Genomic DNA, 26,751 nt, shown 5'->3' on the forward strand with positions numbered 1-26,751 from the left:
GGGGGCGCGAGGGCGGGTCATTCCCGCTCGGGGCCGAAGGGCGGCACCTTCGTGGGGGGACCGGGTTCCGGGCCGCCCGACAGGGCCGAGGGCCCGTCGACCGCCCGTGGCTCGTACGACAGGCCGAGACCCAGCGGCTCCCTCCGTACGGTGATCAACGCCGCGTCGTCGCCGAGTCGGCCCCCGCAGTACAGGAGGAGGTCCTCGCGTACGTGCCGCACCAGGTCCTCCGGGGTCTGTTGACCCGGCCACGACGCGATGCGCTCGGCGAGGGGGTAGAAACGGCCGGACGCGTCACGGGCCTCGGTGACCCCGTCGGTGTAGAGCAGCAGCATGTCGCCGGGTGCGAAGGGGAAGGTGTCCACGCCCGGGTGCGAGGGCTGCAGCAGCCCCAGGCCGATGGGCGGCGCGGGCTGCGTCGGGTCGAGGGGCGCGAGGCCGTCGGCGGCCAGCCGGTACGGGGACGGGTGGCCGCAGTTGAGGATGCGGACCTCCGGACGGTCGTCGGGGAAGTCGACGAGGATCGCGGTGATGAACGACTCGACCGCCGTGTCCTCGTCCAGGCCGTAGGCGCAGCCCTGCGCCGCCTTCCAGGACACCGTCGCCTCCAGGTGCGCGTACATCGCGGGCAGCGGCGGGGCCCGGTAGGCGACGCTGCGGAACGCCCCGAGCAGCAGTGAGGCGTCGCCGATCGCCGGCAGGCCCTTGCCGCGGACGTCCCCGATGAGCAGCCGGGTGCCGCCGGGCGTGCGCACCGCCGCGTACAGGTCGCCGCCGATCCGGGCCTGGTCCTCGGCGGCCTGGTAGTCGAAGGCGATCCGCAGCGGGCCGATGCGCTCCGGCAGGGGCTGCAGGACGACCTGCTGCGCGGCCTCCGCCACCGAGCGCACCTGTTGCAGCTCGGCCTGGTGCCGTTCGCGCAGCCGGCAGAAGAGCACGGTGAGGGCCGAGACGAGGACGAGCGCGATGATCTCGCTCTGCCGGTACGACGTGGTGATGGTGCCGTCGGCCACCGACACCACGGTGAGCGACGCCACCGCCAGGGCACCGATGAGGGCGGTGAGCCGGAGCCCGCCGAACGACGCGGTCAGTGCCGGTGCCACCACCAGGAGCGGTCCCAGGTGCCCCTCCGTGGGGATCACCAGGTCGCTGATGACGATCGCCACGATCAGCAGCACCGGGACCGCGATCAGGGCAGGGGTCCGCTCGGCTGACCAGTACGTGCCTGCGCGTGGTGCAAAACGCATATCTCTTGCTTACACCCCTCCCGTCGCCCCCGCCCGTGGCGGGACCTCGGCGGGAACGGGGAGGAGCAGCGCCGTCACGTTGTCGTGCCCGCCGGCGTCGAGCGCGTACCCGACCAACGAGCGCGCGCCCTCCAGAAGCCCGCCGCCGCGGGAGCCGGGTGCGGGAGCCAGCCGGGCCCGCAGCGCCTCCGCGCCGGGGAGGTACCGCCACAGCCCGTCGGTGCACAGCAGGAGACGGCCGGGCACCGCCGGCCGGCTGCTGCGCACCCGCGGTACGGGCTCGCCGTTCCCGGCACCCAGCCAGCCGGTCAGGACGTCGAGTTCGCCGGTGTCGTCCTCGGTCAGCGCGATGGCCAGGCCCTCGTCCGGCAGCCAGTACGCACGGCTGTCACCGATCCACGCACACCACAGGCCGTCCGGACCGGCGACGCCCGCGACGAAGGTGCAGGCCGGTGCCTCGTCCGGTGCCACGGCGAGTGCCGCGACCGCGCGTCCCGCGCGCCCGGTGGCGTCCTCGAGCGCGACCTCCGGTACGGTCCCCGCCCGCAACGCCGAGGCCAGCGCGGCCGAGGCGACCTCGGCCGCGAGCAGGGCCGCCCGCTCGGACCGGGGTGACATGGACACCCCGTCGCACACCACCCCGATCGTCCATGCGCCGGCCGTGGTCACGGCCATCGCGTCGGCGTTCACCTCACGCCGCTTCCCCCGGTCGCTGACGCCCGCCGCGCCGCCCGCGGATACCTCCACCCGCGACCGGAACGCCGCCTGGGCGACACCGCAGTCCCAGCAGTAACCGTCCGGGGCCACCGTCCCACCGCAGCGTTCGCACGTCGGCGTACCGCCCCCCTGTCGTCCGTCCATGACAGGACCCTACGAGGGGCCGTGCGCTACGGGAGGGGCGGGGCGGGACCGAGGTCAGGACGGCGCCCGGCGCAGCGGCTCCAGCGCCTTGGTCCAGGCCAGGACCTCGTCGAGGACGACGCCGAGCTCGCCCGCGCGGCGCGGGCCGGGCTCGAAGCGGCTCATGTCGGCGAAGTCGCGGAAGAGGGAGAGCGCCACCTGGGCACGCACGGTGGCCACCCGCAGCTCGGCCATCACCAGCCGCAGGTGCTCCACCGCGCGGCTGCCGCCGACGCTGCCGTACGCGACGAACCCGGCCGCCTTGTTGTTCCACTCGGCGAAGAGGTAGTCGATGGCGTTCTTGAGCGCCCCCGGGATCGAGTGGTTGTACTCGGCCGTCACGAAGACGTAGCCGTCGAAGGAGCCGATCTTCTCCGCCCACGTGAAGGTGTGCGGCCGGCTGTACTGGCCCAGTGACGGCGGCAGCGGTTCGTCGAGCAGCGGGAGGTCGTAGTCGGCGACGTCCACCAGTTCGTACTCGGCGTCGCCGCGCAGCGTGGCGTTCTCGTACACCCACCGGGCGACGGCCTCGCCGAGGCGCCTGGGGCGTGTGCTGCCGAGGATGATGGCGATCCTGGTCATGGCGTTGCTCCTGGACGGTCCTGTTCCGGTGGCCGGGCGGGGCGCCGGAGGCGGCGGACCGGCGCGTGAGGCACCTTCCATGCGCGCCCGCCGGTGAACCCGGCGGGGCCGGGGGTTCACCCGATCGCCGTGACGGCGGCGCCTGCCGCGGCTCAGCGGGTCCGGGGCTCCAGGGAGATGCGGACCGTGATGCGCTTGCCCACCGGCTGCCGCTGCACGTCGTAGCCCTCGCACAGGGCCAGGATGATCTCCAGGCCGTGCTGGCCGATCCGTCCCGGCTCGGCGGCGCGGGCCAGGGGCAGGGTGCTGCTGGTGTCCCACACGGACACCAGCAGCGTCGCCGTGTCGACGTCCACCTCGAGGTCGAGCAGACCGGGGCCCGGAGCGTACTTGCAGGTGTTGGTGATCAGCTCGCTGACGACGAGCTGTGCGGTCTCGACCGTCTCCACCGGTACCGGGACGCCGTGCTCGCCCTGGACGCGGGCGAGGAACCCGCCGGTGAAGCGCCGCGCCGCGGAGATCGCCTCCGAGTCGCCCTCGTGCGCGAATCCGGCGTGGATGCACGGCCAGTCGGCCAGGTGGGCGGGGTGGCCGTCCAGCCTCGGTTCCATGGTGGTGCCTTTCGTACTGCTTCCCGGCCGGCCGCGCTCAGGCGCGGCCAGCCGTCCGTCTACCCCGTTTTCCGCGACTGACGCTCATCCGCTTCCGGTCGCGTTCACTGGCGGGGGAGCTTGGTGACGGTGTCCAGGTAGAAGGCGTCGATGCTGTGCACGGCGCGCTCGAAGTCGTCCAGGTTGACCGGCTTGGTGACGTACGCGTTGGCGTGCTGCCGGTAGGCGCCGGTCACGTCGTCGGGCGCCGCGGAGGTGGTGAGGACGACCACCGGGACCGCGCGCAGTTTCTCGTCGTTCTTGAGGATCGAGAGCAGTTCGTGGCCGTTCATCCGCGGCATGTTGAGGTCGAGGACGATCAGGTCGGGGAGCCGGTTGGCCGGGTCGCGCAGGTACTCCAGCGCCGCGAGGCCGTCCTCGACCTGGGTCAGGTTGCGGGCACCGCGCTCGGCGAGGGCGTCCCCGATCAGCATGGCGTCCGCAGGGTCGTCCTCGACCAGCAGCACGTCGTGGGGGCGGGCGGGGGCGATCATCATCATTGGCTCCGGGTCCGGTCGGTGCGCCGCGGGGGACGGTGGGGGGTGTCGCTGGTCACCAGGCCGGGCCAGCGGCGGCGGGCGCCCTGGCGGCTGATGTTGCAGGCGCGGCCGATCTGGGGGTATCCGGCACCTGCGGCGGCCGCCTGCTCGGCCGCCTGGTTCTCCAGGTGCTCGACCGCCTGCTGGAGGAGGCTGAGCATGTACAGGTACGCCAGGGCCTCCCCGCGGGCTTCGGTACCGTCGTCGGTGGCCCCGGGGACGGCGAGCGGGCGGAGGGCACGACGGGCAAGGTGCCGGGCGAGGTCGTCGACCGCGCCGATCGCCAGGGCGGCGAGCTCGTCCTCCGGCAGGCGCGGAGCGAAGTGGGTGCCAGGCATGGCCCCCACCTTAGGACCTGCACAATCGCACGACAACAAGTGTTGTCGGTGGCCGATACAGTGGTTCCGTCCTCGGGCATCCGGCGGCGGCGAGCGAAGCGGAGGGCGCACAGCGTGGCAACGGGCGAGACGATCGTGCAGGCGACCGGCAGGCCGGAGACGGCCCGTGTGCCCGATGACGCCCGGCGCCCGGGCCGGCTGTCGGCGTGGACCACCCGGCGGTGGCTCCGGGTGGGGGTGAGCCTCGCACTCGCGGTGCTCGCCGCGCTCGGCGCGCTCGGCATCTGGGCGCTGGACCGCAGCTCGGCCCTGACGGACCAGCTGGTCGACGTGCGGTCCCCGGCCCTGGTCAACTCCGTCCGGCTGGAAGCGGCGCTGGTGAACCAGGAGACCGGTGTCCGCGGCTACGGCCTCAGCGGGCAGCGGGAGTTCCTCGACCCGTACACCCAGGGGCTGGCGGACGAGCGGACCGCCCTCGACCGGCTGCGTCCCCTCGTCCAGGGTGACGCGCGGGCCCGCGCCGACCTCGACGCCGTCGTGGACGCGGCCACCGCCTGGCAGGGGCTGATCGCCCGGCCCGTCGCCTCGGCGCCGGCCACGCCGGGGGAGCCGGTGCCGCTCGCCACCGAGCGGGCAGACGAGGGCAGGGCCGCCTTCGACCGGGTCCGCGACGCCCTCGGCTCCCAGCAGGAGCACCTGCGGCAGGCCCGCATCACCGCCGGCACCCAACTCGACGCCGCCGTGCGGCTGCGCAACGTGGTGCTCACCGCCATCGCCGCCGTCATCGTTCTGCTGGCCGTGCTCGTCTTCGAGGGCCTGCGCCGCGGCATCACCAGGCCCCTGGAGCTGCTGGGCACCGAGGTCCGGTACGTGACGCGGGGCCGCTTCGACCACCCCATCACCGTGAACGGCCCGGCCGACCTGCGCCGGCTCGGCGGGGACGTGGAGGGCATGCGGCGCCGGCTCGCGGAGGAACTCTCCTTCGCCGAGCGGGCCCGGCAGCTCCTCGACGAGCAGTCCGCCGACCTCAAGCGCTCCAACGCCGAGCTGGAGCAGTTCGCCTACGTCGCCTCGCACGACCTGCAGGAGCCGCTGCGGAAGGTGTCGAGCTTCACCCAGCTCCTGCAGCGCCGCTACGGGGACCAACTGGACGAGCGGGCCGACCAGTACATCGCGTTCGCCGTCGACGGCGCGAACCGCATGCAGACCCTCATCAACGACCTGCTGGCGTTCTCCCGGGTGGGCCGGGTCCACAACCAGCAGGGCACCGTGGACCTGGAGCGGATCGCCGGCGCGACGGAGGAGGCGCTGAGCGTCGCCCTGGAGGAGTCCGGCGCCGAGATCACCCGCGACCCGCTGCCCACCGTCGTCGGCGACACCACGCAACTGGGCATGCTCTGGCAGAACCTGATCTCCAACGCGGTGAAGTTCCGCCACCCCGACCGGGCACCGCGGATCCACGTCGCGGCCCGGCGCGACGGCGACCTGTGGCGGTTCTCCGTCACCGACAACGGCATCGGCATCGACCCCGAGTTCGCCGAGAAGGTCTTCGTGATCTTCCAGCGGCTGCACACCAAGGACGCCTACCCCGGCAACGGGATCGGGCTGGCCATGTGCAAGAAGATCGTCGAGTTCCACGGCGGCACCATCGGCATCGACCCGGAGTACGGCCCCGGTACCCGCATCGCCTTCACCCTCCCCGCACAGCGGCCCGACCCCGGGCAGGAGTCCGGAACCGCGTCCGCCGCCGCGGAAGACGCCGCGGACGACGCCGGAGGCACGGGGGAGCCCCGACCGTGACGACACCCCCCACGCCGCTCAACCCTGTCGCGCACCACCGGATCCTGCTCGTCGAGGACGACGCCGGCGACGCCCTGCTGGTGACCGAGATGCTCGCCGACACCTCGCTGCGGTACACGCTCGTCTGGCACAAGACCCTGGCGGACGCCTGCTTCGAGCTGTCCGCGCGGGCCGCCGACTGCGTCCTGCTCGACCTGCACCTGCCCGACGCGGCGGGCCCCGGTGCCGTCGCCGAGATCCAGCGCGCCGACCCGAACACCGCCGTTATCGTGCTGACGGGCCTGGCCGAGGGGCAGGCTGGTTCCGAGGCCCTGGCCACCGGCGCCCAGGACTACCTCGTCAAGGGCAAGGTCGAACCGGAACTCCTGCAGCGCGCCGTGCGCTACGCCGTCCAGCGCAAGCAGGCCGAACGGGCCGGCGCCGACCTGCAGGCCGGAAGACTGCGCGCACAGGAGAACGCCCGCCTCGAACGGGGCCTGCTGCCGCAGCCCCTGCTGGCCACCCCCGCCGTCACCGCCACCAGCCGCTACCTCCCCGGGCGGGAGAGCGCCCTGCTGGGCGGCGACTTCCTCGACGTGGTGCAGACCGACGACGGGCGCGTCCACGCCGTGATCGGCGACGTCAGCGGCCACGGCCCCGACGCCGCGGCACTCGGCGTCTGCCTGCGCATCGCCTGGCGCGCGCTGACCCTGGGCGGCCACCGCGGCCCGGAACTCCTGCGCCTGCTGGAGCGCATGCTGGTCGCGGAACGTTCGCACCCCGACCTGTTCACCACGTGCACCCTGCTCACCCTGGACTTCGCCGCGTCCCGGGCCACGGTGCACCTGGCCGGGCATCACGAGCCCCTGCTGACCACCGGCGGCGTCACGCGACCGGTCCAGGCGGCCCACGGCGTCGCCCTCGGCATCGCACCGGGTCTTGACCAGTGGCCCGCCACGGCCTTGGACCTGCCGGAGCGGGGCACCCTGACGCTCTACACCGACGGCCTCATCGAAGGCCATGCCGGCCCCGGCGGTGAGCGGCTCGGCGCGGAGGGGCTGCTGCGCCTGCTGGCCCGCACCTCCGTGACGGCGCCCGACGCGCACCTCGACGCGCTGATCGGGCAGGTCCGTGACCTGGACGGGGAACGCCACACGGACGACCTGGCGGTGCTGCGCCTGGACTGGGGCGCGGGGGGTGACGGCGCGGCCGTGCCCGCCGACGGTTCAGCCGGCCCGGCGGTGAACGGCCGGGGCCACTGACTCCAGGCGCTCCAGGAGCAGTCCCTCGCGCGTGGACCAGGGGCAGATCTCCACGCTGTCCACCCCGCACATCTCCATCAGGGTCTCGGCCACCAGCGCCCCCGCCAGCGACTGGCCCGCGCGGTGCCGTGAGATGCCCGGGAGCTTGGCGCGCCCCGCCGGGCCCTTCGCTGCCAGGACGGGCACGATCTGCCGCACCTGCTTCAGCGTCAGCCGGTCCGGGCCCTCGTCGGACGTGCCGCGGGCGGCCGCGAGCCGCGCCAGCTGGGTGAACGTCTTGGAGGAGGCCAGCACCCGTCCGTCCCGCGGCGCCCGCGGCAGCGCGTCGCCCAGTTCGCCGACCGACGCGCGTAGACGGTCGCGGACCTCGTGCAGCCGCCGCTTGGAGGTGACGGCGTCCACCAGGTCCCAGCGGCGGTTGACGGCGCGGGCTCCGAGGGGGAGCGAGTGGACCGCGTGCGGCTGCTCCCCGGTGCCGGCCGCGATCTCCAGCGTCCCGCCCCCGATGTCCAGCACCAGCAGCGGCCCACCGTCCCGGCCCGCCCACTCGCGGGCGGCCACGTAGGCCAGCCGGGCCTCCTCCTCGCCCGACAGCACCCGCAGCCGCATGCCCGTGGTCCGTGCGACCTGCGCGATGACCTCGTCGCGGTTCGGCGCGTCCCGGATGACGGAGGTGGCGAAGGCGTACACCGAGGGCAGCGAATGCCCGCTGTCGGCCGCCAGGGTCCGCGCCACCGCGTGCTGGACGCTGCGCACCCCCGACCTGTCGAGCCGTCCCGCCGCGTCGAGCGTCTCGTGCAGCCGCAGCCGCACCTTGCGTGCCAGTACCGGTTCCAGCGGCGAGCCGGCCCGTCGTTCCACGATCGTGAGCAGGGCGCTGTGGCACCCGACGTCGAGCACTCCCGTTCTGCGTACCTTCCTCTGCGTCTTCAATCCGTACCTCCACCCCTCATCGACACCGCACCCTCCTCATTCCCCGGATCGACGGCTGTGCCTCCCCGGAGACGGGCGGGCGCCGTCCTATTCAGGGCCCCGCGGGCGCGCAAGTCAAGATCCTTTGACGAGATCGTTGCGGAGAGCACCCGATCGGTCACGGCCGCGCCGGTACGGCTCCGGGGGCTGGAGCGGCGAATTCCGCGCAGGTGGCGGCTGGTTGCGCCGTCACGGCGCCGTCACCGCGTCCTCACCGCGTCCTCACCGTGCCGGCTCCGCCAGCCGCGCCAGTGCGGCCGCCGTCAGCGCGGTCACGCCCGCGGGGACGGCGAGCCGGGGATCGGGACGGAACCCGGGGGAGTGGTTCGGCGGCAGGGCCGCCATCTTGGCCGCGGCGCTCGTACCCGGGGTCCGCGCCCACTGCTCCGGGCCGACGCACCCGAGCATCCAGTAGGCGGTGCGCACCCCGGTCGCGCCATGCAGACCGGCGCCGGCCGGGCCGTACAGCGGGAAGTCCTCGGTGGCCGTGGACGCGGGCCAGACGGCGACGCGGGCGGCGCCGAGGGTCCGCTCGTGAGCGCCCCGCACGGCGGCCGCGATGCCGGGGTCGGCAAGCGTGGGCTGCGACTGCGCGAGGACCCGGACGGAGGGTTCGCGCGGGCAGCCGGAGGCCGCGCACTCGGCGGCGACGATGCGGTGCACGGCCGCCGTCACACGCTCCAGCGCCTCGTCGCCGAACGCGCGCACCGAGACCTCCAGCGTGGCCGAGGCGGGCACCACGTTGCCCCGGGTGCCGGCGTGGAGCGAGCCCACCGTCAGCACCACCTGCTCGGCCGGACTGGTCTCCCGCGACACCACGGTCTGCAGCCTCAGCACGATCGCGGCCGCGGCGACCACGGGGTCCACCGCCAGGTGCGGGCTGGCCGCGTGGCCGCCCGAGCCGTGCACGACGACCTCGAGCAGCCGGCTGCCCGCCAGCACCGGTCCGTGCGCGTGGGCGACCATCCCGGCCGGCAGCGGCGCGGTGTGCTGGGCCGGACGACGTCGGGGACCGGGAAGCGGGTGTACAAGCCGTCCTCCAGCATGGCGCGGGCCCCGTCGAGGGTCTCCTCCGCGGGCTGGCCGACCGTCATCAGGGTGCCCGACCAGTGACCGGTGGCGCCGGCGAGCAGCGCCGCCGTACCGCCGAGGCACGCCAGGTGCAGGTCGTGGCCGCACGCGTGCATGACGGGCACCGGGCGGCCCTCGCCGTCGAGGGCGACGGCCTCGCTGGCGTACGGCAGACCGGTGGCCTCCAGGACCGGCAGCGCGTCCAGTTCGGCGCGCAGCATCACCACCGGGCCGGGGCCGTTGCGGAGCACGCCGACCACGCCGTGCCCGCCGACGCCGGTGGTGACCTCGAGCCCGGCGGCACGCAGGCGCTCCGCGTGCCGCGCCGCGGTGCGCTCCTCCGCACCGGACAGTTCGGGATGCCGGTGCAGGTCGAGGTAGTCGGCCACGGTGGGCCGCAGGACCCGGGGCAGGCCGTCGAGGACTTGGCGGTACGGGCCGTCCGCGGAGGGGGTCACAACTGGCTCCCGTCGGTGGGGTGTCGGGGCGGAAGGGCCGCAGGACGTCTGACAGCGGGGTGACAGCGGGACGCGCACGGATCGGCCAGCGGGCCCCGTTAGAAAGGAACCCGGGTACGGAGCAAGAAAAAGTCCGCCGGACTCCTCCGGCCGACTTCGGGCATTGCTCCACGAATGTGCGGAAGTCGGTGCGCAGCGGTGCGGGGAATCACGGCCCTTTCGCGCCTGCGCCCTAGCGCGGTCCGTCCGCCGGGTGGGGGGCCCGGGATGCCCGCCGCGGGGCGGTCCGTTGCGGCAGGGGACGTACAGATGCGAGGACCCGGCGTAAAAACGCCCCGCGTCGGGTAAAGAGGGCTCCGTGGCCGTCTCCGTCAGGAGGCGACTCCGGGTCACGCAGTCGGCGTGGCTCGGCGGCTGGCACGTGAAGGATGGACGCGGTGGCGACAGGCGTCGTGAAGTGGTTCAACTCGGAAAAGGGCTTCGGCTTCATCGCACAGGACGGAGGTGGCCCCGATGTGTTCGCGCACTACTCGAACATCGCCGGCAACGGCTACCGCGAACTGGTCGAGGGTGAGGCCGTGACGTTCGACGTCACCCAGGGACAGAAGGGACCGCAGGCGGAGAACATCATCCGCAACTGACGGTCCGCGACCGGGGTGGCCGGGTCGTCACCGGCAGCGCGCACATGGCTGCCGGAGAGGCCCGGCCACCCCGTCCCCGTCTTCGGCCCCGCCCCTGCCCCACTCGTGGACCCCGCCTCCGGGCCGGCGTCCGGGGCGAGGACACTGGGGCGGTATGACGCACTGGTACGAGCGACGCGACGTCGAGGACGGAATCGTCCGCATCAGCGAGCCGCACGCCCACGAGATCGTGAAGGCCAACGTGTGGTGGCTGCGCGGCTCCGAACGCGACCTCGTCGTGGACGCCGGACTCGGGGTGGTGCCCCTGCGCCGGGAGGTCCCGGACGTCTTCGCGAGGGAGCCGCTGCTGCTCCTCACCCACGCACACCTCGACCACGTCGGCGGCGCCCACGAGTTCACCGAGCGCGTCGCCCACACCGCGGACGCCGCGGCTCTGGCGCGCGGCGTGCCGGCGAGCCTGTACGGGCCCGAACTCGCCGAACGGCTCGGCACCGAGGACGTGGGCGCGTCCTTCCCGGACCTCCTCCTCGACGCCCTGCCCGGCCCCGGGTACGACCCCGGCAGCTACGGCATCGGTCCGGTGACCCTCACCCGCACCCTGAGCGGGGACGAGCGGATCGACCTCGGCGACCGCACCCTCACCGTCCTCCACCTCCCGGGGCACACGCCGGGCTCCGTCGCCCTCCTCGAGGAGCGCACGGGGGCGCTGTACTCCGGCGACGCCGTCTACGACGGCTACCTCGTCGACGACCTGCCCGAGTCCGACGTGACGGCCTACCGGCGCACCGCGGCCTTCCTCGCCGACCTGGACGTCTCCGTCGTCCACCCCGGCCACGGGCGGAGCTTCGGCCGTGACCGGCTGCGCGAGGTGGCGGAGCGTTACCTGCGCCGCAGCGCTCCCGCGGACCGCTCCTGACCCTGCTCCGCCGGGGTCAGCGGGCCGCGGGTACGGGTGGGGGCCTCAGGCCAGCCGCAGGGTGACGTAGGCGATGGTGTCCCCGGGCAGCACGTAGCGTTCGACCTCGACAAAGCCCCGCGCCTCGGCGAAACGCAGCCCCTCGGTGTTGGACGCCAGGACGACCGTCTCGACCGCCACCGCGCCCAACTCGCGCGCCCGGTCGATCCCCCGGGTGTAGAGCCGCATGCCGAAGCCCTGCCCCCGGTGGTCGGGCAGCACCCGGGCGATGACCGTGGCCGTGGCTTCCTCGCCGGTGGGCGGCCGCACGGTCGTGCAGCCCACGACGGCGTCACCGAGGTAGGCGACCTCCAGGTGGTTGCGCCGCGATCGCTCGCGCACGTCGTCGAGGGAGAGCGGGCCGGTGGGGATGATCGTGTTGTGGACGAACCGCCAGTCCTCGAGCATGGCGTCGCCATGGGGCCGTTCGATGCGAAGGGTCGACATCGCAGCAGGAAACCGGTGGACGGCGAGCGGCGTCAACCGCATTTGCCGGAGGCCGGAGGGCCTGCGACGCGTCGCGCGGCGCGGTGGGGGAGCGCAGCGGTTAGCGTGGGCCGGGATCCGGAGGAGAGCCCTGGTGCAGACCACCCTTGCCGTGTTGTTCGCGCTGCTCGCGGCCGTCAGCAACGCCCTGGCCACCGTGCTCCAGCGCTACGCGGCCCGCACGGTCCCGCTCTCGGTGGGGCTGCGTCCGGCCCTCATGGGCGAACTGCTGCGCAAGCCCGTGTGGCTCGCCGGATTCGGCGCGGTGATCGCGGCGGCCGCGTTCCAGGCTCTGGCCCTGCTCAACGGCGCGCTCTCGCTCGTCCAGCCGCTGTTCGTCCTGGAGTTGCCCTTCGCCCTGTTCATCGGCGGCCTGGTGCTGCGCCGCCGGCTTCCGCCGCGTGGCTGGGCCGCCGTCGCCGCCATGGTGGTGGGGCTGGGCGTGGGGTTGTGGGCCGCGTCACCGAGCGGCGGGGTCGACCGGCCGCGCACCGGCCTGTGGGCGATGGCGGTGCCGAGTTGTGCCGCCGCCGTCCTGGTGCTGGTCGGCACCGCCGTCCGGCGTCCCGAGGGCCGGGTGCGCGCCGCCTGCTTCGGCCTGTCGGCGGCCATCTGCTACGCGCTGACCGCCGGGTTCCTGAAGGACGCCACGCAGGTGTGGGCCACCGACGGTGCGGCCGCCTTCTTCACCGCGTGGCAGACCTACGGCTTCGCGCTCGTCGGGGTCGCGGCCGTCTTCCTCCTGGAGAACGCCATGCAGTCCGGTCCCCTGGTGGCCTCCCAGCCCGCGCTGACGCTGGGGGACGCGACCGTGAGCCTCGCGCTGGGCGTGACGGTGTTCGAGGAGCGCCTGCGGGGAGGCTGGTGGCTCCTGCCCATGCTGCTGGGCGCGCTGCTCGTGGTGGCGGGCGCGTTCGTCCTGGTCCGGGTGCCGCTCGTCCGCACGCTGGTGGCGCCGGACGCACCCCGCTGAGCGGCACCCGGCGGCCGTCCGCGGTCCCGCCCCGCCGCGCGTTCAGTCGAAGCCGAGATCCCGCAGATTGGTCTTCGCCAGCTCCACGATCTCGTCCGCCCGCCCGGACAGGATCGTTCGGGTCGCGAAGAGGGTGAACCCCTTGAGCTGGCCGTAGGTGATCTTCGGGGGCAGCGACAGCTCGTGGCGCGCGGTACGGGCGTCGACCAGCGCGGGGCCGTCGTGGTCGAGCGCGGCCGAGAGCGCCTCGGCGAGCTGGCCCGGCTGTTCGGCCCTGGCGCCGAACAGCCCCGCCGCCCGGGCGACCCCGGCGTAGTCCGCCTCGCCCAGGTCGGTGCCGAAGTTGACGATGCCCGCGGCCTTCATCTCCAGCTCCACGAAGGAGAGCGCGGTGTTGTTGAAGACCACGATCTTGACGGGCAGGTTCAGCTGACGGAGTGTGAGCAGCTCCCCGAGGAGCATGCTCAGGCCGCCGTCCCCGCACAGGGCCACGACCTGGCGTCCCGGATGGGAGGCCTGGACGCCGATGGCGTGCGGCAGGGCGTTGGCCATCGTGCCGTGGTTGAACGAGCCGATGAGCCGCCGGTGGCCGTTCATCGTCAGGTAGCGGGCCGCCCACACCGTGGGGGTGCCGACGTCGGCGGTGAAGACGGCGTCCGGGGTCGTGAGCTTGTCGACGGTGGCGGCGACGTGCTGGGGGTGCATGGGGGAGTCCGAAGGACCGGCCGCCGCGAGGTGGTCCAGCCGGCCGCGCACCTTCCGGTAGTGGCCGGTCATCCGGTCGGCGAAGGACCGGTCGGCCCGGGGACGGAGCAGCGGGAGCAGCGCGGCGGCGGTGTCCTTGACGGTGCCGACCAGCGGCACGTCGACGTCGGTGCGCCGCCCGATGTGCTCGCCGCGGACGTCGACCTGGACGACCGGCACGTCGGGGCCCGGGTAGAACTGGCGGTACGGGAAGTCGGTGCCGAGCATCAGCAGCGCGTCGCAGTGCTCCATCGCCCGGTAGCCGGAGCTGTAGCCGATCAGGCCGGTCAGCCCCACGTCGTACGGGTTGTCGTGCTCCAGGAACTCCTTGCCGCGCAGCGCGTGCACCATCGGCGCCTTCAGCGCGTCGGCCAGGGCCACCGCCTCGTCGTGCGCGTCGTGGCAGCCCGCGCCGCCGAGGATGGTGACCCGTTCCGCCCTGTTGAGGACCTCCGCGGCGCGGGCAAGGGCGGCGTCGTCCGGCCGCACGTGCGAGGAGGTCCCGACCACGGGCCGGGGCGGGACGGGCAGGTCGATGCCGGCCAGGAACAGCTCGCCCGGGATCACCAGCACCGCGACGCCCCTGCGCTCCAGCGCCGAGCGCATCGCGATGCGCAGCAGCCGCGGGACCTGCTCCGGCAGGCTCGCCATCTCGCGGTAGACGCTGCACTCGCGGAACAGTTCCTGCGGATGCGTCTCCTGGAAGTACTCGCCGCCGATCTCGGTCCGCGGGATGTGCGCGGCGATCGCCAGCACCGGCACACGGCTGCGCTGTGCGTCGAACAGCCCGTTGATGAGGTGCAGGTTCCCCGGTCCGCAGCTGCCCGCCGCCACCGCGAGCCGCCCGGTGACCGCGGCCTCGCCCGCCGCGGCGAAGGCCGCGGTCTCCTCGTGCCGCACGTGGGCCCACGCGACGGTCCCGTTGCGGCGCAGGGCGTCGGTGAAGCCGTTCAGCGAGTCCCCCGGCAGGCCGTACACCCGCCGTACACCGGAGGACGCGAGAGCCGCGACCATGACATCTGCGACGGTGGTACCCAAGAGGACTCCCTGGCGGCTCGTCGGAACGGCGCGGTGCCCGCGGCACCCCGGACATTTTGTGACATCCCGTCCGGTCCGCGGGAGCGACACGGCGCTCAGAGGATCCGTAGGGTCTCGCCGGGACGCGGGACGCGGGGCGTGAGGCGCCGGGGCTTCGGGGCGTCGGGGCGTCGGGCGGAGCCTCGTCAGATCCACCCGCGGCGGGTGGCCTCCATGGCGATCTGGAAACGCGTCTGGGCGCCGAAGCGCTGCATGAGCCGGGTGACGTGGCGCTGGACGGTCCGTTCGCTCCAACCCAGGGCGCGGCCGGCCGATTTGTCGGTGGCGCCCGCGGCGAGCAGCGTCAGCAGTTTCGCCTCCTCGGCGGACAGCCCGTCCGGCGCCGGCTCCAGCCTTCCCGGGGAGGCGCCGTTCGCCGGGAGGCGTACCTGAACCGCGCGCTCCCAGACCGCCTCGAAGAGGGCGATCAGCGCGTCGAGCAGGGGGGAGGGGTGGATCAGGTAGGACGCCGTCACCGCGTCGTCGCCGGGGCGCAGCAGGGGGATGATGGCCAGCCGGTCGTCGGAGATGGCCAGCTTCATCGGCAGGCCGGCCGCGACCCGGGCCTGTTCGCCGTGCCGGACGCCGACGGTGACGTCCGCGAGCCAGCCGGGCAGGGCGAGCACGGTGCTGTCGTAGATGACGCGGTAGGCGACGCCGCGCTTGAGCAGTTCGAGCTCGATCGGGTTGGGCTCGGTGTGCTCCTCGACCGACGCGTACGGCGGCCGGTCGAAGCCCCGGACCTGCGTGCGCGTGCTCTGCTGGAGCTGCGCCCAGCGGCGGTTGACGTCGTCCCGCCCCGAGACGACCTCGACCAGCTCGCCGGGGTTCACGAACCGCGTGCCCGCACGGTACAGGTCCATCAGGCCGGAGACATGGGAGCGCACGTCGTTCAACGCCCGTTCCCTGTCGCGCAGTACGGCTTCCAGGGCGCTGTCCGGTGAGACCGCGGCGTAGGTGACGGGGCGTCCGGTGGAGCGCACGGCGAGGCCGAGGGAGACCAGCGACCGCACGCTGCGCCGCGTCGCGGGAGCGGGCAGCCGGCAGTCGTGGGCCAGGTCCGCGACCGTGGCGTGCACCCGGCGCACGAGGGACTCGTACACCGATTCGTCCTGCCGGCTCAGGCCGATGGATTCGAGCATGGTCCGCGGTCCGCCTTCGTGCTCTCTTCATGTGTCGTACTTCCGTCACCTGACGGGAAGTCGCCCAGCGATCATCTTGTCAGCCCGGTGAACCGGATGTCAGCGTTCCCCGCGGTACGTCGACATTCCGGTTCGAGGACGTGGACACACGTCGCACGAAGGAGCGCCCATGCCGCTGCCCGCCCGCCGCTCGCTCCGACAACGGCGCCACCGCGTCTGGTTGCCGGCCCTCGGGTTGTGCACGCTGCTGCTCACGGCGCTCCCGGCCGCGGCACAGGAGAACGGTCCGGCGGCGCCGGGCCCGGTGAAGGCCGGCCGGGAGAAGATCGACCCCACGCTGCTGCGCAGGATGGACGCCGTCCGGGCACGGGGTGAGGGACGCATCGAGGCGGCCGTGGTGCTGCGCGACCGCGCAGGACTCCCCGGGCAGGCCGCGGACCCGGGCGCGGTGCGGGACGAACTCACCCGCAGCGCAAGGTCCGTGCAGTCCCCGGTCGTGGACCTCGTCGAGTCGCGCGGCGACCAGGTGCTCAACACCTTCTGGCTGAAGAACATGGTCCTGGTGAAGGTCACACCGCAGACCCTCCAGGAGCTCGCCTCCCTCGCCCCGGTCGACCACATCATCCCCAACTTCACCCTCCAGGCGCCCCCTGCCGAGCCGGACAAGGACGCCGAGGCGACCCGCGCGGCGGCCGCCGCGCCGAGCACCTGGGGCCTGACGAAGATCGGGGTCGACAAGGTGCGCGCCGAGCAGGGGCCCACCGGCGAGGGCGTACGCGTCGCCGTCCTGGACACCGGCGTCGACATCGACCACCCCGACCTCGCCGGGAAGCTCACCACCGACGACGCCAAGGACCCCGCCCACCCCGGCGGCTGGCTGGAGTTCAGCGGGACCGGTGAGCCCGTGGCCTCCCGCCCGCACGACAGCAGCTACCACGGCACCCACGTGGCGGGCACCATCGCGGGCGGCGACGCCTCGGGCACCGCGATCGGCGTCGCACCGGGCGCCGACCTCATGGCCGGACTGATCATCCCCGGCGGCTCGGGCACGCTCGCCCAGGTGATCGCGGGCATGGAGTGGGCGATCGCCCCGTACGACGCCGAGGGCAGGCCCGCAGGCGAACCCGCCGACGTGGTCAGCATGTCGCTCGGGGCCGAGGGCTACGCGGACGAACTGATCGAGCCCACCCGGAACATCTACCGCGCCGGCGTGTTCCCCTCCTTCGCCATCGGCAACCAGTGCGTCAGCGGCTCCGCCAGCCCCGGCAACGTGTACGAGGCCGTGTCCGTCGGCGCCACCGACGACGCCGACGACGTGGCCGACTTCTCCTGCGGCGAGGTCGTCGACCGCAGCGACTGGATCGACGCGCCCGCCGAATGGCCGCAGTCGTACGTGGTGCCCGACGTCTCCGCCCCCGGCGTGGACGTCCTGTCCACCCTCCCGGGTGGCGAGTACGGGCTGCTCAGCGGCACCTCCATGGCCACGCCCCATGTGTCCGGCACGGTCGCGCTGATGCTCCAGGCCCGCCCCGGCCTCACCGTCGACGACGCCCTCGGCATCCTCACCGGCACCTCCTTCTTCGACCAGCGCTACGGCGCGCGCCCCAACCCGCGCTACGGCTGGGGCCGCATCGACGCCTACGCCGCGGTGAAGGAGGCCGCGCTGCGCAGCGGCGTGCGCGGCACGGTCAAGGACACCAGGACCGGCCGTCCGCTGGCCGGAGTCACCGTCGCCCTCACCGGCACCGGACGCACCGTCACCACCGGCGCCGACGGCCGGTTCGAGCTGCGCCTCGCCGCCGGCACGCACGAACTGCGGCTCACCCGCTTCGGCTACGTGGCGCAGGAGATCACCGCGCGGGTGCAGACCGACCGGTACACCGACGTCTCCCCGCGGCTCGACCGGACCCGCCGCGGGGTGATCACCGGCCGGGTCACCTTCGGCCCGACGGGCTCCACCGTGCCCGGGGCGACCGTCACCGTCCTCGACGTCCCCGACCCGCTGAAGGCGACGACCGACCGCGAGGGCCGCTACACCATCCGCGACGTCCCCGTCGGCGCCTACGAAGTGTCCGCGAACGCCCCGGGGATCTCCCGCTCCAAGCCCGTACGGGTCGTCGTCCGCGGATCGGGTCCTGCGGCCCGCGCCGCCCTGCAACTGCCCCGGCCGTCCGCGACCGAACGCGTGTCGCTGACCTCCGAGGGCAAGCAGGGCAACCACGAGGCGTGGTGGCCCAAGCTGAGCGCCGACGGCTCCGCGGCGGCCTTCGCCAGCCCGGCCTCCAACTTCGCCCCCGGCGACACCAACGGCGAACTCGACGTCTTCGTCACCGACCTGAACACCGGGGAGACCGAGCGCGTGTCGGTCGCCTCCGACGGCGCCCAGGCCGACAGCTTCTCCCTGACGCCCACGCTCAGCGCCGACGCGCGGTGGGTCGGCTTCAACAGCGGCGCCACCAACCTCGTGCCCGGCGACACCAACCAGCAGACCGACAGCTTCGTGCACGACCGCAGGACCGGCACCACGGAACGTGTGTCCGTCGCCTCCGACGGCACCCAGGGCAACGGGCTGTCCTCCGCTCCCGCCCTCAGCGCCGACGGGCGCTACGCGGTGTTCAACAGCGAAGCCGACAACCTGGTGCCCGGCGACACCAACAACACCACGGACGTCTTCGTCCGCGACCGGCAGACCGGCACCACCAGCCGGATCTCGCAAGGCGCCGACGGCGGTCCCGGCGACGGCGCCTCCAGGGAGCAGTCGGTCAGCGCCGACGGACGGTACGTCGCCTTCCAGAGCGCCGCGGGCAACCTGGTGCCTGGCGACACCGACGGCGAACTCGACGTCTTCGTCCGCGACCGGCAGACCGGCACCACCACCCTGGTGCCCGGCCCGCGGCCCGGCGAGAACACGGGTCCCGTGATCAGCGCCGACGGCCGGGTCGTCGCCTTCACCAACAACTGGCAGCTCTTCACGCAGGACCTGCGGACCGGCACCTCCGAGCAGGTCTCCGTGAACTCCGCCGAAGCCCCGGCCGACGACTGGGCCTTCGCGCCCGCGCTGAGCGACGACGGCAGCAAGGTCGCCTTCTACAGCTACGCGACCAACCTCGCCACCGTCGACACCAACCGGCAGTTGGACGTCTTCGTCCGCGACCGCACGGCCGGTACGACCGAGCGCGTGTCCACCGGTCTGGAGGGGGCGGAGGCAGACGGCGCGTCCGACCTCCCCTCCCTCAGCGGGGACGGGCGGTACGTGGCGTTCGAGAGCGCCGCGACGAACCTCGTCGCCGACGACACCAACCGCCGGTACGACGTCTTCGTCCACGACCGGGTCGCGGGCCCGGAACCGGTCTTCGCGCTGAGCGGGCTGTCCGTGACCCCGCACGGCGCCCGGGCCGGCAAGGCGGTGCACGTCTCCGCCCGCGTCAAGAACGTCGGCGAGCGGACCGGTGACTACGAGGCCGTGCTCCTGGTCGGGGACGCGGTCGAGCAGCGCAGCACGGTCCGCGTCCGGGCCGGGCACGACGTCCGCGTCGAGTTCACCGTGCGCCGTGGCACGGCCGGTACCTACAGCGTCCGGCTCGGCGCGCTGACGGGGGAGTTCACCGTACGGAAGTGATTCCTGCGAGCGGCCGACACAGGCGGTCCCGCGCCCGGGCTTACCGGGCGCGGGACCGCCGCGTTCGTCGTCCCCTGTTCGTCGTTCCTCGTTCCCATTCCTCGTTCCGGCGGCCGTTCCGTGCCGCGACGGCGATGACGGCTCAGCAGGGCTGTTTGGCCCAGATGGTCTTGCCCTCCTGGGTGTGGCGGCAGCCCCAGCGCTGGGTGAGCTGGGCGACGATGAACAGTCCGCGGCCGCTCTCGTCGAGGGTGCGGGCCCGCCGCAGGTGCGGCGTGGTGCTGCTGCTGTCGGAGACTTCGCAGGTCAGGCCGTCGTCGTGGCGGATGAGACGGAGCCGGACCGGCGGAAGGGCGTGGCGGATGGCGTTGGTGACGAGTTCGCTGACGATGAGTTCCGTCGTCGGTGTGGCGTCCGGAAGCCCCCAGGCGGCGAGCTTCCCCGCCACGTGCTTGCGCGCGTGGGAGACGGCGGCGGGGTCGGCCGTCAGGTCCCAGGTGGCGACGGCGCAGCTGTCGAAGGTGCGGGTACGGGCGGCGAGGACCGCGGTGCAGGGCCGGTCGGCCTCGGGCAGGGCGCGCAGGACGGAGCGGCACACGGCGTCGAGGGTGGGGCCTTCCTGGCGGACGCTGGTGAGGGTGCGCAGCAGTTCCTCGGTGGCCGGCCCGCCGAGGCGGGTGTCGGTGTGCACCAGCAGGAGACTGCCCGCGGGCAGGTCCAGCTCGGTGGCCTCGGAGGACGGCCGTGCCTTCCCCAGGGGCCGGGACGGCGGGAGCACGACCGTCGTGACCGCGCCGTCGGGAGTGAGGACGACCGGCGCGGGGTGCCCGGCGCCGGCGAGCGAACACCGGCCGGACACCGGGTCGTAGACCGCGTACAGGCAGGCGGCACTGACGCCCGTGCCCGCGGGGCGCAGCCGGCCGAGCACGTCGTCGAGATGGGTGAGCAACTCGTCCGGCTGGAGGTCGATGTCGGCCAGCGTGCGCACCGCCGCCCGCAGTTCGGCGGCCGCCTCGCCCGCCGCCGGCCCGTCCTGGGCGGAGACCGAGCCGGCCACGAGGGCGACCCGGGCGCCGGGCAGCGGGATGGCGTCGAGCCAGTGGGCACTCGGCCCGGAATGGTCGCAGGCGGGCAGGCAGCGGCCGACGACCTCCACCGCCGCCGACCGCGGCAGGGACGTGACCGGAAGGCCGTCGGGGGGCGCCGGGGCGATCTTGTTCCCGTCGTGCGAGGGTTCCGCCGACGCCGTGACGGCGGGTTCCGCGGAGAAGCACGACCCCGCGGCCGCGCACTGCCGGCGCTGCAGCCACAGGCGGACCCGGCACAGAACGAGGCTGAGGGCGAAGGACAGCGCGGCCGCCAGGATGACCACGGTCCGCCCGCCCACCGACACCCCGTGGATCGCGAAGCCGTAGATCACCACGCTGGCGGCGAGCGTGGCGGCGCCGATGACGAAGGTGCGCCTGACGGGCATCAGGGAGGCTGCCACGAGGGGCACGAACGCCGAGTACTCCGACCATCGGACCAGGCCGCCCGAGGACGCCTCCAGCTGGACCGCGCAGATGGCCCCGAGGTAGCCGAGGAGCAGCAGGGGGCCGATGCCCCACGGGAACCGGAGCGCGGTCATGCTCGCCAGCACCCTGCCGTGACCGGTGCGTCCGTTCGCCCGCACCGTCCGCCCGCCGTTCACGGGGCGGCCTCCGCCGGATGGTGCGACCGGGGGGCGGGCGGGCCCTGGCCGGCGCCCGGCACGGACGGGCGCTGCACCGCCACCATCGCGAGGTCGTCGTCGAGGTGCCGCCCGGTGTGGGCGTCCAGGTCCTCGCCGACGTTCCGCAGCAGTTCGTCCGGCGCCTCCCAGCTCCAGGTGCCGGCCCGTTCGTGGAGCGGGTAGAAGCCGCCCGAGGCGTCCCGGGCCTCGATGGCGCCGTCGGTGTACAGCAGGAGGGTGTCCCCGGCGCCGAACGCGAAGGTGTCGAGGTGGTAGTCGTCCGGGGCGTCGCCAGCCAGCCCGAAGGGCGGTGCGGGCCGGTGCGCCTCCAACGTGGTGACCCGGCCGCAGTGCCGCACCAGCGGCGGCGGGTGCCCGCAGCTGACGACCCGTACGACGTCGGTGTCGTCGGGGACCTCCACCAGGAGGGCGGTGACGAAGCGCTCACCGGCCTCGGGGTCGGCCTCGGTGAGCTGGGCCAAATGCCTTTCGACACTGAGTTCCAGCGAGGCCGCCAGCCCGGGCAGGGTCGCGTGGTGGTGGGCGGCCTCGCGGAACGCGCAGAGGAGGACGGACGCGTCCTCCACGGCCGGCAGCCCCTTGCCGCGGACGTCGCCGATCAGGAACCTCGTCGTCCCGCCGGTGCGGGCGGCGCCGAACAGGTCCCCGCCCACCAGGGCGTGCGCGGCGGCCGCACGGTAGACGGAGGCGACCCGCAGCGGGCCCATGCGTGGCGGGATCGGCCGCAGCAGCACCCGTTGGGCCGCCTCGGACACCGCCCGCACCTCGTTGAGTTCCCTCAGGTCGCGGTCGTGCAGCGTGCGCGCGGCGATGACGAAGCCGGAGACCGCCAGCAGCGCACCTATGTGGATGGGCAGGACCGACGAGTGCAGCAGCCCGTCGTGGCGGTCGACGACCAGCATCGCGGCGCTGGCGACAAGGGCCACGAACGCGGTGAACCGGGCGCGCGCGAACGCGGCCGTGGAGGTGGGGGCGGCCACCAGCAGCGGGGACAGGTGGATGGCCACGGGGGCGACGGACCCGGCCAGGGTGATCGCCGCGATCAGTCCGGCCGGCAGGGACACCTGGGTGTGGATGCCCGGCTTGGGGACGCGCTCGCCGGCCCGGCCGGTGCGCCTGAGGTGCCTCCCCCGTCCGCCGGCGAGCCGCGCTCCGGATGGGCGGATGCGGGCCCCTGCCTGCGCTGTTGTCGGGACGGGGGAAGAGAAGAGATTCATGGAGGGTCCTGCGGGTGGTTCGTACGCCGTGCGCGGACGGGACGCATGCGGTGCGCCTGCGTCTTCCGGCACGGTGGGAACGCGTGGCCGCGTCCCTGCGGACGGACGGGACGTCACCCGGCCCGGTGGGGGTCCGGCCGGTCGGCCGGGACGGTCAAGGGCGGCCTGCGCGGGGGGACCGGGACGCGGCCGCCCTGGTGGGGCCGTACGGGGCGGGCGGTAACACCGGCAGCCGCCGGTCCATGACGGGGCATCCGTCGCCGCCGGGCGCCAGGGGCGGGCGAACGGAGCCCGCACCGGCTGTGTCCGGACACCGGCAGGCGCGCGGACTCGTCTGGATCATGGCTCCACCGTCCTCACTTTGCCGCATCGTGGAAGCCATTGCCGCAATGCGGTATCCACTGTGCGACCCGCATGGGACATCGTCAAGGCAACCGGGTCGGCGCCGGGACGCGGCGGGTGCGCGCCGCGTGCGCTAGCCGTCGTTGCCCCGCCACATACGCCCCTCGGCGATGGCCGACGCGCAGTCGATCGCCTGGACCGCGAGGTCCTTGGCCCGGGCGGAGGTGAGGCGGTGCGAGGGTCCCCCGAGGCTCACCGCGGCGATCACCCGGCCGTCGCTGGAGCGGACCGGGACGGCCAGTGAGTTCAGGCCGGGCTCGAGCTCCTCCTCGGAGAACGCCCAGCCCTGCTCCCTGACCTCCTCGAGCTGCCCCCGCAGGACCGCCGGGTCCACCACGGTCCGCGGGGTACGGGCCCTCAGGCCCTCGTCCAGGACGAGGGCGAGGACCTCCGGGTCGAAGGCCATGAAGACCTTGCCCGCCGCGCTGGGCTGCAGGGGCATGACCTGGCCGACGTGGCCCCGGTAGACGATCGAGTGCGTCGACTGCGCCCAGATCACGGTGACGCGCCTGCCGCCCTGCCGGACCTGCAGGCCGCAGCACTCGCCGCACCGGTCGCGCAGGGCCGTCACCAGTGGTCTGGCCGTGGCGATGAGGTCCGAGGCGGCGGTGGCCGCGGCCGACCAGGCGATCACCCGCAGACCGATGCTGTAGGCGGTCCCCTCGCGCTGGAGGAGGTTCTCCCGGACGAGCGTGCGCAGGATGCGTGCGACGGTTGAGGACGGCAGCCCGGTCCTGCGGACGATCTCCGACGCCTGGAGGCGGGGGGTGGTCGCGGAGAAGCAGTCCAGGATCTGGGCGGACTTCTGGACCACCTGCACGGAGCCGTTCGCCGCCCCGTTGCGATCGCGATCGGCGCTCATGGGCGCATCGCCTTCTCTCGTCCTCGCATGGCGGGAAGCGGTCCCGCATCGTGGCACCTCCCTACTGTCGGTGCCGTGCTGCGAGGGGTCAAGCAAGGCGGCCCTTGCCGTGCGGGGCCGGGCCGCCGCAGGTCAGGACCGGTCGAAGGTCGCGGGCACCGGCAGCGTGGACCACCGTGGCACCGGCCAGGCGACGACGAAGGCGCGGCCGACCACGTCGTCCAGGGGTACGAAGCCTCCTCCGGGTTCGTTCACGTGGGCGCGTGAGTCCCACGAGGCGTCGCGGTGGTCGCCCATCACCCACAGGTGGCCCTCGGGGACCGTGACCTTTCCGACCGGGAGGTCGTCGCACGGCGTGGCGCCGGGGTAGACGTACGGCTCGTCCAGCGGCTTCCCGTTCACCCTGACCGGCTCGCCGCGCTCGCACTCCACGGTGTCGCCGCCGACCGCGATCACGCGCTTGATGAGGTCCCGCTCGTCGGAGGAGGGCGCCAGTCCGATGAACGCGAACGCCTTGGTGATCACGTTGCCGCCGCTCTGCTGCGGCTGGCCGTCCAGCCAGCCGCCGGGATCGCGGAAGACGACCACCTCGCCGCGCTGCGGGGTCGCCCCGAACCACGGGGTGAGCTTGTCGACCAGGACCCGGTCGCCCACCTGCAGGGTGTTCTGCATGGAACCCGACGGGATGGAGAAGGCCTGCACGAAGAAGGTCTTGATGCCCAGGGCCATGACCAGTGCCACGACGACGAGGATCGGTAGCTCCTGCCACCAGGGACGCTGCGCCCGGACCCTTCGGGGCCGTCTCCGGCGGGCCGGCGCCTCCGGTGCGCCCTCCCCGGTGCCGCGGAACCCCGTCCGGCCGTCCTCCCCAGCGGTCATGCCTGCTCCTTCACGGTGTCGGTACGACGGGCGCGGTACGTGCCCGTACACCTGAACGATCAGGAGTTCCCGCCCCGCTCTCCCGCGGGCGGGGAACCGGGGCACCGGCCCGCGCGTGGTGAAAGGACATGATCGGGAAGAACGACGCGACCGCCGTGGCCGCACATCTGGCAGCGGTCTGGTGCGTGGGCTGCGCGCTGACCGCCGTCCAGTTCCAGGCGGTGCTCTTCGCGCTGTTCCTCGGCAGGCCGGCGGTCCTGGCGGTCGCGCTCGCCTGCGGGGTGGCCCTGGCGGCGGCCCTGCTCGCAGGGCTGGCCCGTGCCGCCCGGCCCGTCGTGCCGCTCACCCGGCGGGCGGCGGGGCTGTGGGGCTGGACGGCCGGGGTGTACGCGTCCGGAACCGCCGGGGCGCTCGCCGTGGCCGTGGTGCTCCACCACGTCGGCCACCTGGCGGACCGGGGCGTGCTGTTCGCCGCGGGAGGGACCTGTCACGCGCTCGCCGCCGCCTTCCTCCTGCCCGGCGCCAGGGCCCGGCTCACCGCTCTCGCTGCGGCCGGCGTCCTCGCGGCGGGCGGGGCGTACGCCGCCTGGGACGCCGCACGCCCGCCCACCCTCGACGCATGGCTGAGCGCCAACGGCGTGGACCGCGCCCTGCTGCGCGTCGGTGACCCGCCGCCCGGTTACACGCTGCACGTCGGGGGCGCGAGCGCCGACGGTTTCGGCGCCCGCTACGAGAGCACCGACTCCCCGGCCTTGGGCCTCCAGGTCGAACGCGCCGGACACGACACACGGCGCGTCGACGCGCGTGGCTGCCCCGTTCCGTTCGGCCAGGAGATCCACTGCCGCGACGATGGGGGCGGCCGCCTGCTGATCGTCCACGGCGGCGACCACCCCACCCGTGAACTGCGGCTGCGTCGCGACGACCTGGTCCACACCGTCACCCTGCAAGGGTCGGGCGAGGCCGGGCTCCCCGCGGCCCGCCTGGTCCTGTCGACGCTCCGGCCGGCGACGCGCGCCGAACTCGCCGCTCTGGTGGAGCTGCCGATGCCGGGCTGACGGTGCCCGTTCCCGGTGGGCCGGGGCGCCGCCCCGACCCACCGGACGCACCGTCAGCGGCATTCGCCCGCCGGGCGGTTGCGGGTCACCAGGTCGAAGGACGTGGTGGTCGTGTCCAGCCACAGCACACGGCCGCCGGTGGCGGCCACCGCGTGCGTCTGCCGGCCCGGGGCGCACGAGACGCGGCCCAGCGGCGCGCCCTCGGACGTGTACTGGTAGAGCTTCGTGTCCAGGTACGGCAGGCCCGTCGGGGCCATCGGGTCGACCGTGAGCGTGACGGCCGTGTCCGACGCGGTCAGGGTCCAGGCCCCGATGGTCGCGGACGAGGTCGCGGGGATGACGTCCGTGGTGCCCGTGGCGTCGAGGCCGCTCCTGCGCAGGGCCGACTGCCCCTCGTCGAAGGGGTCCTCGTCGGCGAGCCAGTACACGCCGGAGGAGGTCGCCACGGGCGGGCTGGTCCACACCGCGCGGCCCGGGGTGCCGAGCGCGGTCCTGCCCGTCCGCGTGTCGTAGACGTCGACGACGGCGCGCCGGTGGCCGGGGTCGTCGCCCCACCAGCCGCTGACGGTGTAGGCGATGCGCCCGTCCTTCACGGAGGGCGACTCGGCCCGGACGTCCGCGTCCCCCGCGGTGGCGTCGGGACGGTTCAGCGGGACGGTGCGCGGGGCGGGGTCGGAGCCCTTGAGGTAGCGGAGGGTGGTGTGGGCCTGGTCGTCGTTCTCGTACCAGGCGACCGTGTCGCCGTCCATGCTCAGGCTGCCGATCGAGGCGGAGGAGGTGCTGTAGAGCCGCTTCGCCGGGCCGCCGGTCACGGGGGCGGACATGAGGTCGTAGGTGTCGCCGACGGCGAGCCACACCACGTGCTTGCCGTCGGTCACGGGGCTGAGGTGGTAGCGCCCGTCCTCCGGTGAGACCTGGCGGGGCCTGCCCTTGCCGTCGGTGCGGCCGGTCCACACGGCGTACGGGGCCGCGCTGTCGGCGCTGGAGCGGGGGACCGCCCACCAGCCGCCGCCCGTGGCGGGGCCGATGTCATTGGCGAGACCGGTCTCCAGGGTGCCGAGCCGGCCGAGCAGGACGTCGCTGTCGAGGCCCAGGTCCTGCTCCCAGCCGGGGACGATGCCGTGGGCGTCGAAGGCCTTCTTCACCTTGGCCAGGCGGTCGCCCTTGAC

The 26,751-nt window shown here is 74.0% G+C and carries 21 protein-coding genes and 2 pseudogenes; 7 read left to right on the forward strand and 16 right to left on the reverse strand.

The window, feature by feature from the left end:
- Positions 1–17: 17 nt before the first annotated feature.
- From ACFYYN_RS38620 to ACFYYN_RS38645, 6 genes are all read right to left on the reverse strand, one after another.
- Positions 18–1,247: a PP2C family protein-serine/threonine phosphatase gene (locus ACFYYN_RS38620; protein ID WP_500549494.1), complete on the reverse strand. Its 1,230-nt coding sequence runs from the start codon at positions 1,245–1,247 to the stop codon at positions 18–20.
- A gap of 9 nt (positions 1,248–1,256) precedes the next feature.
- Positions 1,257–2,108: a PP2C family protein-serine/threonine phosphatase gene (locus ACFYYN_RS38625; RefSeq protein WP_500549495.1), complete on the reverse strand. Its 852-nt coding sequence runs from the start codon at positions 2,106–2,108 to the stop codon at positions 1,257–1,259.
- A 54-nt stretch (positions 2,109–2,162) separates the two neighbouring features.
- Positions 2,163–2,729, reverse strand: coding sequence for an NADPH-dependent FMN reductase (locus tag ACFYYN_RS38630; protein WP_500549496.1), 567 nt, complete (start codon positions 2,727–2,729; stop codon positions 2,163–2,165).
- Positions 2,730–2,881: 152 nt separating this feature from the next.
- On the reverse strand, positions 2,882–3,340 hold the full coding sequence (locus ACFYYN_RS38635) for an ATP-binding protein (RefSeq protein ID WP_499509268.1): 459 nt from the start codon (positions 3,338–3,340) through the stop codon (positions 2,882–2,884).
- A 104-nt stretch (positions 3,341–3,444) separates the two neighbouring features.
- Complete coding sequence (locus tag ACFYYN_RS38640; RefSeq protein WP_500549512.1) at positions 3,445–3,876, reverse strand: response regulator; 432 nt, start codon at positions 3,874–3,876, stop codon at positions 3,445–3,447.
- The gene (locus ACFYYN_RS38645) at positions 3,876–4,256 is read right to left on the reverse strand and encodes a hypothetical protein (RefSeq protein ID WP_500549497.1); all 381 of its coding nucleotides are present in this window, start codon (positions 4,254–4,256) and stop codon (positions 3,876–3,878) included. The genes ACFYYN_RS38640 and ACFYYN_RS38645 overlap by 1 nt, the downstream gene beginning before the upstream one ends.
- Positions 4,257–4,424: 168 nt before the next feature.
- Here ACFYYN_RS38645 and ACFYYN_RS38650 point away from each other — a divergent pair, with 168 nt between their 5' ends.
- Both ACFYYN_RS38650 and ACFYYN_RS38655 read left to right on the forward strand, forming a co-directional pair.
- Positions 4,425–6,056 (forward strand): sensor histidine kinase, encoded by a 1,632-nt coding sequence (locus tag ACFYYN_RS38650; RefSeq protein ID WP_500549513.1) that lies wholly within the window; start codon positions 4,425–4,427, stop codon positions 6,054–6,056.
- The gene (locus tag ACFYYN_RS38655) at positions 6,053–7,297 is read left to right on the forward strand and encodes a PP2C family protein-serine/threonine phosphatase (RefSeq protein WP_500549498.1); all 1,245 of its coding nucleotides are present in this window, start codon (positions 6,053–6,055) and stop codon (positions 7,295–7,297) included. The genes ACFYYN_RS38650 and ACFYYN_RS38655 overlap by 4 nt, the downstream gene beginning before the upstream one ends.
- Here the strand turns inward: ACFYYN_RS38655 and ACFYYN_RS38660 are convergent.
- Positions 7,262–8,197, reverse strand: a complete 936-nt coding sequence (locus tag ACFYYN_RS38660; protein WP_500549499.1) for a Ppx/GppA phosphatase family protein — start codon at positions 8,195–8,197, stop codon at positions 7,262–7,264. The two genes, ACFYYN_RS38655 and ACFYYN_RS38660, sit on opposite strands and share 36 nt — an antisense overlap.
- Before the next feature lie 294 nt (positions 8,198–8,491).
- Positions 8,492–9,798 (reverse strand): annotated as a pseudogene (locus ACFYYN_RS38665) (amidohydrolase).
- 437 nt (positions 9,799–10,235) lie between these two features.
- Here ACFYYN_RS38665 and ACFYYN_RS38670 point away from each other — a divergent pair.
- Both ACFYYN_RS38670 and ACFYYN_RS38675 read left to right on the forward strand, forming a co-directional pair.
- Positions 10,236–10,439, forward strand: coding sequence for a cold-shock protein (locus ACFYYN_RS38670; RefSeq protein WP_018557881.1), 204 nt, complete (start codon positions 10,236–10,238; stop codon positions 10,437–10,439).
- A 154-nt stretch (positions 10,440–10,593) separates the two neighbouring features.
- The gene (locus ACFYYN_RS38675) at positions 10,594–11,355 is read left to right on the forward strand and encodes an MBL fold metallo-hydrolase (RefSeq protein WP_500549500.1); all 762 of its coding nucleotides are present in this window, start codon (positions 10,594–10,596) and stop codon (positions 11,353–11,355) included.
- A gap of 45 nt (positions 11,356–11,400) precedes the next feature.
- Here ACFYYN_RS38675 and ACFYYN_RS38680 read toward each other — a convergent pair whose 3' ends face one another.
- A complete protein-coding gene (locus ACFYYN_RS38680) occupies positions 11,401–11,841 on the reverse strand; it encodes a GNAT family N-acetyltransferase (protein ID WP_500549501.1) in 441 nt (146 codons plus the stop codon).
- A gap of 133 nt (positions 11,842–11,974) precedes the next feature.
- Here ACFYYN_RS38680 and ACFYYN_RS38685 point away from each other — a divergent pair, with 133 nt between their 5' ends.
- Positions 11,975–12,853, forward strand: a complete 879-nt coding sequence (locus ACFYYN_RS38685; RefSeq protein ID WP_500549502.1) for a DMT family transporter — start codon at positions 11,975–11,977, stop codon at positions 12,851–12,853.
- Between the two features lie 42 nt (positions 12,854–12,895).
- Here the strand turns inward: ACFYYN_RS38685 and poxB are convergent, their stop codons facing one another.
- Entirely contained in the window at positions 12,896–14,635 is a 1,740-nt protein-coding gene (poxB, locus tag ACFYYN_RS38690) for a ubiquinone-dependent pyruvate dehydrogenase (RefSeq protein WP_500549503.1), read from the reverse strand.
- A 185-nt stretch (positions 14,636–14,820) separates the two neighbouring features.
- Positions 14,821–15,816: a helix-turn-helix transcriptional regulator gene (locus ACFYYN_RS38695; protein WP_500328909.1), complete on the reverse strand. Its 996-nt coding sequence runs from the start codon at positions 15,814–15,816 to the stop codon at positions 14,821–14,823.
- 169 nt (positions 15,817–15,985) lie between these two features.
- On the opposite strand from ACFYYN_RS38695, the gene ACFYYN_RS38700 reads away from it, so the two are divergent.
- The gene (locus tag ACFYYN_RS38700) at positions 15,986–19,435 is read left to right on the forward strand and encodes a S8 family serine peptidase (RefSeq protein WP_500549504.1); all 3,450 of its coding nucleotides are present in this window, start codon (positions 15,986–15,988) and stop codon (positions 19,433–19,435) included.
- 142 nt (positions 19,436–19,577) lie between these two features.
- Here ACFYYN_RS38700 and ACFYYN_RS38705 read toward each other — a convergent pair whose 3' ends face one another.
- The 4 genes from ACFYYN_RS38705 to lepB all read right to left on the reverse strand — a co-directional run bounded on the left by ACFYYN_RS38705 (position 19,578) and on the right by lepB (position 24,527).
- The gene (locus ACFYYN_RS38705) at positions 19,578–21,062 is read right to left on the reverse strand and encodes a SpoIIE family protein phosphatase (RefSeq protein ID WP_500549505.1); all 1,485 of its coding nucleotides are present in this window, start codon (positions 21,060–21,062) and stop codon (positions 19,578–19,580) included.
- Positions 21,063–21,121: 59 nt separating this feature from the next.
- Positions 21,122–22,384 carry a PP2C family protein-serine/threonine phosphatase gene (locus ACFYYN_RS38710; protein ID WP_500549506.1) on the reverse strand — a complete coding sequence of 421 codons (1,263 nt, stop codon included), beginning with the start codon at positions 22,382–22,384 and terminating at the stop codon, positions 21,122–21,124.
- A gap of 475 nt (positions 22,385–22,859) precedes the next feature.
- On the reverse strand, positions 22,860–23,648 hold the full coding sequence (locus ACFYYN_RS38715; RefSeq protein WP_500549507.1) for an IclR family transcriptional regulator: 789 nt from the start codon (positions 23,646–23,648) through the stop codon (positions 22,860–22,862).
- Positions 23,649–23,780: 132 nt separating this feature from the next.
- Positions 23,781–24,527, reverse strand: coding sequence for a signal peptidase I (lepB, locus tag ACFYYN_RS38720; protein WP_500549508.1), 747 nt, complete (start codon positions 24,525–24,527; stop codon positions 23,781–23,783).
- Between the two features lie 128 nt (positions 24,528–24,655).
- Here lepB and ACFYYN_RS38725 point away from each other — a divergent pair, with 128 nt between their 5' ends.
- Positions 24,656–25,582 (forward strand): hypothetical protein, encoded by a 927-nt coding sequence (locus ACFYYN_RS38725; protein WP_500549509.1) that lies wholly within the window; start codon positions 24,656–24,658, stop codon positions 25,580–25,582.
- Between the two features lie 53 nt (positions 25,583–25,635).
- Here ACFYYN_RS38725 and ACFYYN_RS38730 read toward each other — a convergent pair.
- Positions 25,636–26,751 (reverse strand): annotated as a pseudogene (locus tag ACFYYN_RS38730) (M4 family metallopeptidase); the annotation flags it as partial.

It is taken from the genome of Streptomyces sp. NPDC001902, from assembly GCF_042891295.1.
Lineage (GTDB): Bacteria > Actinomycetota > Actinomycetes > Streptomycetales > Streptomycetaceae > Actinacidiphila.

Excerpts from the sequence above, each read along its gene's own strand:
- ACFYYN_RS38620 (WP_500549494.1), bottom strand. The coding sequence starts at position 1,247 with ATGCGTTTTGCACCACGCGCAGGCACGTACTGGTCAGCCGAGCGGACC.
- ACFYYN_RS38625 (WP_500549495.1), bottom strand. The coding sequence starts at position 2,108 with ATGGACGGACGACAGGGGGGCGGTACGCCGACGTGCGAACGCTGCGGT.
- ACFYYN_RS38630 (WP_500549496.1), bottom strand. The coding sequence starts at position 2,729 with ATGACCAGGATCGCCATCATCCTCGGCAGCACACGCCCCAGGCGCCTC.
- ACFYYN_RS38635 (WP_499509268.1), bottom strand. The coding sequence starts at position 3,340 with ATGGAACCGAGGCTGGACGGCCACCCCGCCCACCTGGCCGACTGGCCG.
- ACFYYN_RS38640 (WP_500549512.1), bottom strand. The coding sequence starts at position 3,876 with ATGATGATCGCCCCCGCCCGCCCCCACGACGTGCTGCTGGTCGAGGAC.
- ACFYYN_RS38645 (WP_500549497.1), bottom strand. The coding sequence starts at position 4,256 with ATGCCTGGCACCCACTTCGCTCCGCGCCTGCCGGAGGACGAGCTCGCC.
- ACFYYN_RS38675 (WP_500549500.1), top strand. The coding sequence starts at position 10,594 with ATGACGCACTGGTACGAGCGACGCGACGTCGAGGACGGAATCGTCCGC.
- ACFYYN_RS38680 (WP_500549501.1), bottom strand. The coding sequence starts at position 11,841 with ATGTCGACCCTTCGCATCGAACGGCCCCATGGCGACGCCATGCTCGAG.
- ACFYYN_RS38695 (WP_500328909.1), bottom strand. The coding sequence starts at position 15,816 with ATGCTCGAATCCATCGGCCTGAGCCGGCAGGACGAATCGGTGTACGAG.
- ACFYYN_RS38700 (WP_500549504.1), top strand. The coding sequence starts at position 15,986 with ATGCCGCTGCCCGCCCGCCGCTCGCTCCGACAACGGCGCCACCGCGTC.
- ACFYYN_RS38705 (WP_500549505.1), bottom strand. The coding sequence starts at position 21,062 with ATGACCGCGCTCCGGTTCCCGTGGGGCATCGGCCCCCTGCTGCTCCTC.
- ACFYYN_RS38710 (WP_500549506.1), bottom strand. The coding sequence starts at position 22,384 with ATGAATCTCTTCTCTTCCCCCGTCCCGACAACAGCGCAGGCAGGGGCC.
- ACFYYN_RS38715 (WP_500549507.1), bottom strand. The coding sequence starts at position 23,648 with ATGAGCGCCGATCGCGATCGCAACGGGGCGGCGAACGGCTCCGTGCAG.
- lepB (WP_500549508.1), bottom strand. The coding sequence starts at position 24,527 with ATGACCGCTGGGGAGGACGGCCGGACGGGGTTCCGCGGCACCGGGGAG.
- ACFYYN_RS38725 (WP_500549509.1), top strand. The coding sequence starts at position 24,656 with ATGATCGGGAAGAACGACGCGACCGCCGTGGCCGCACATCTGGCAGCG.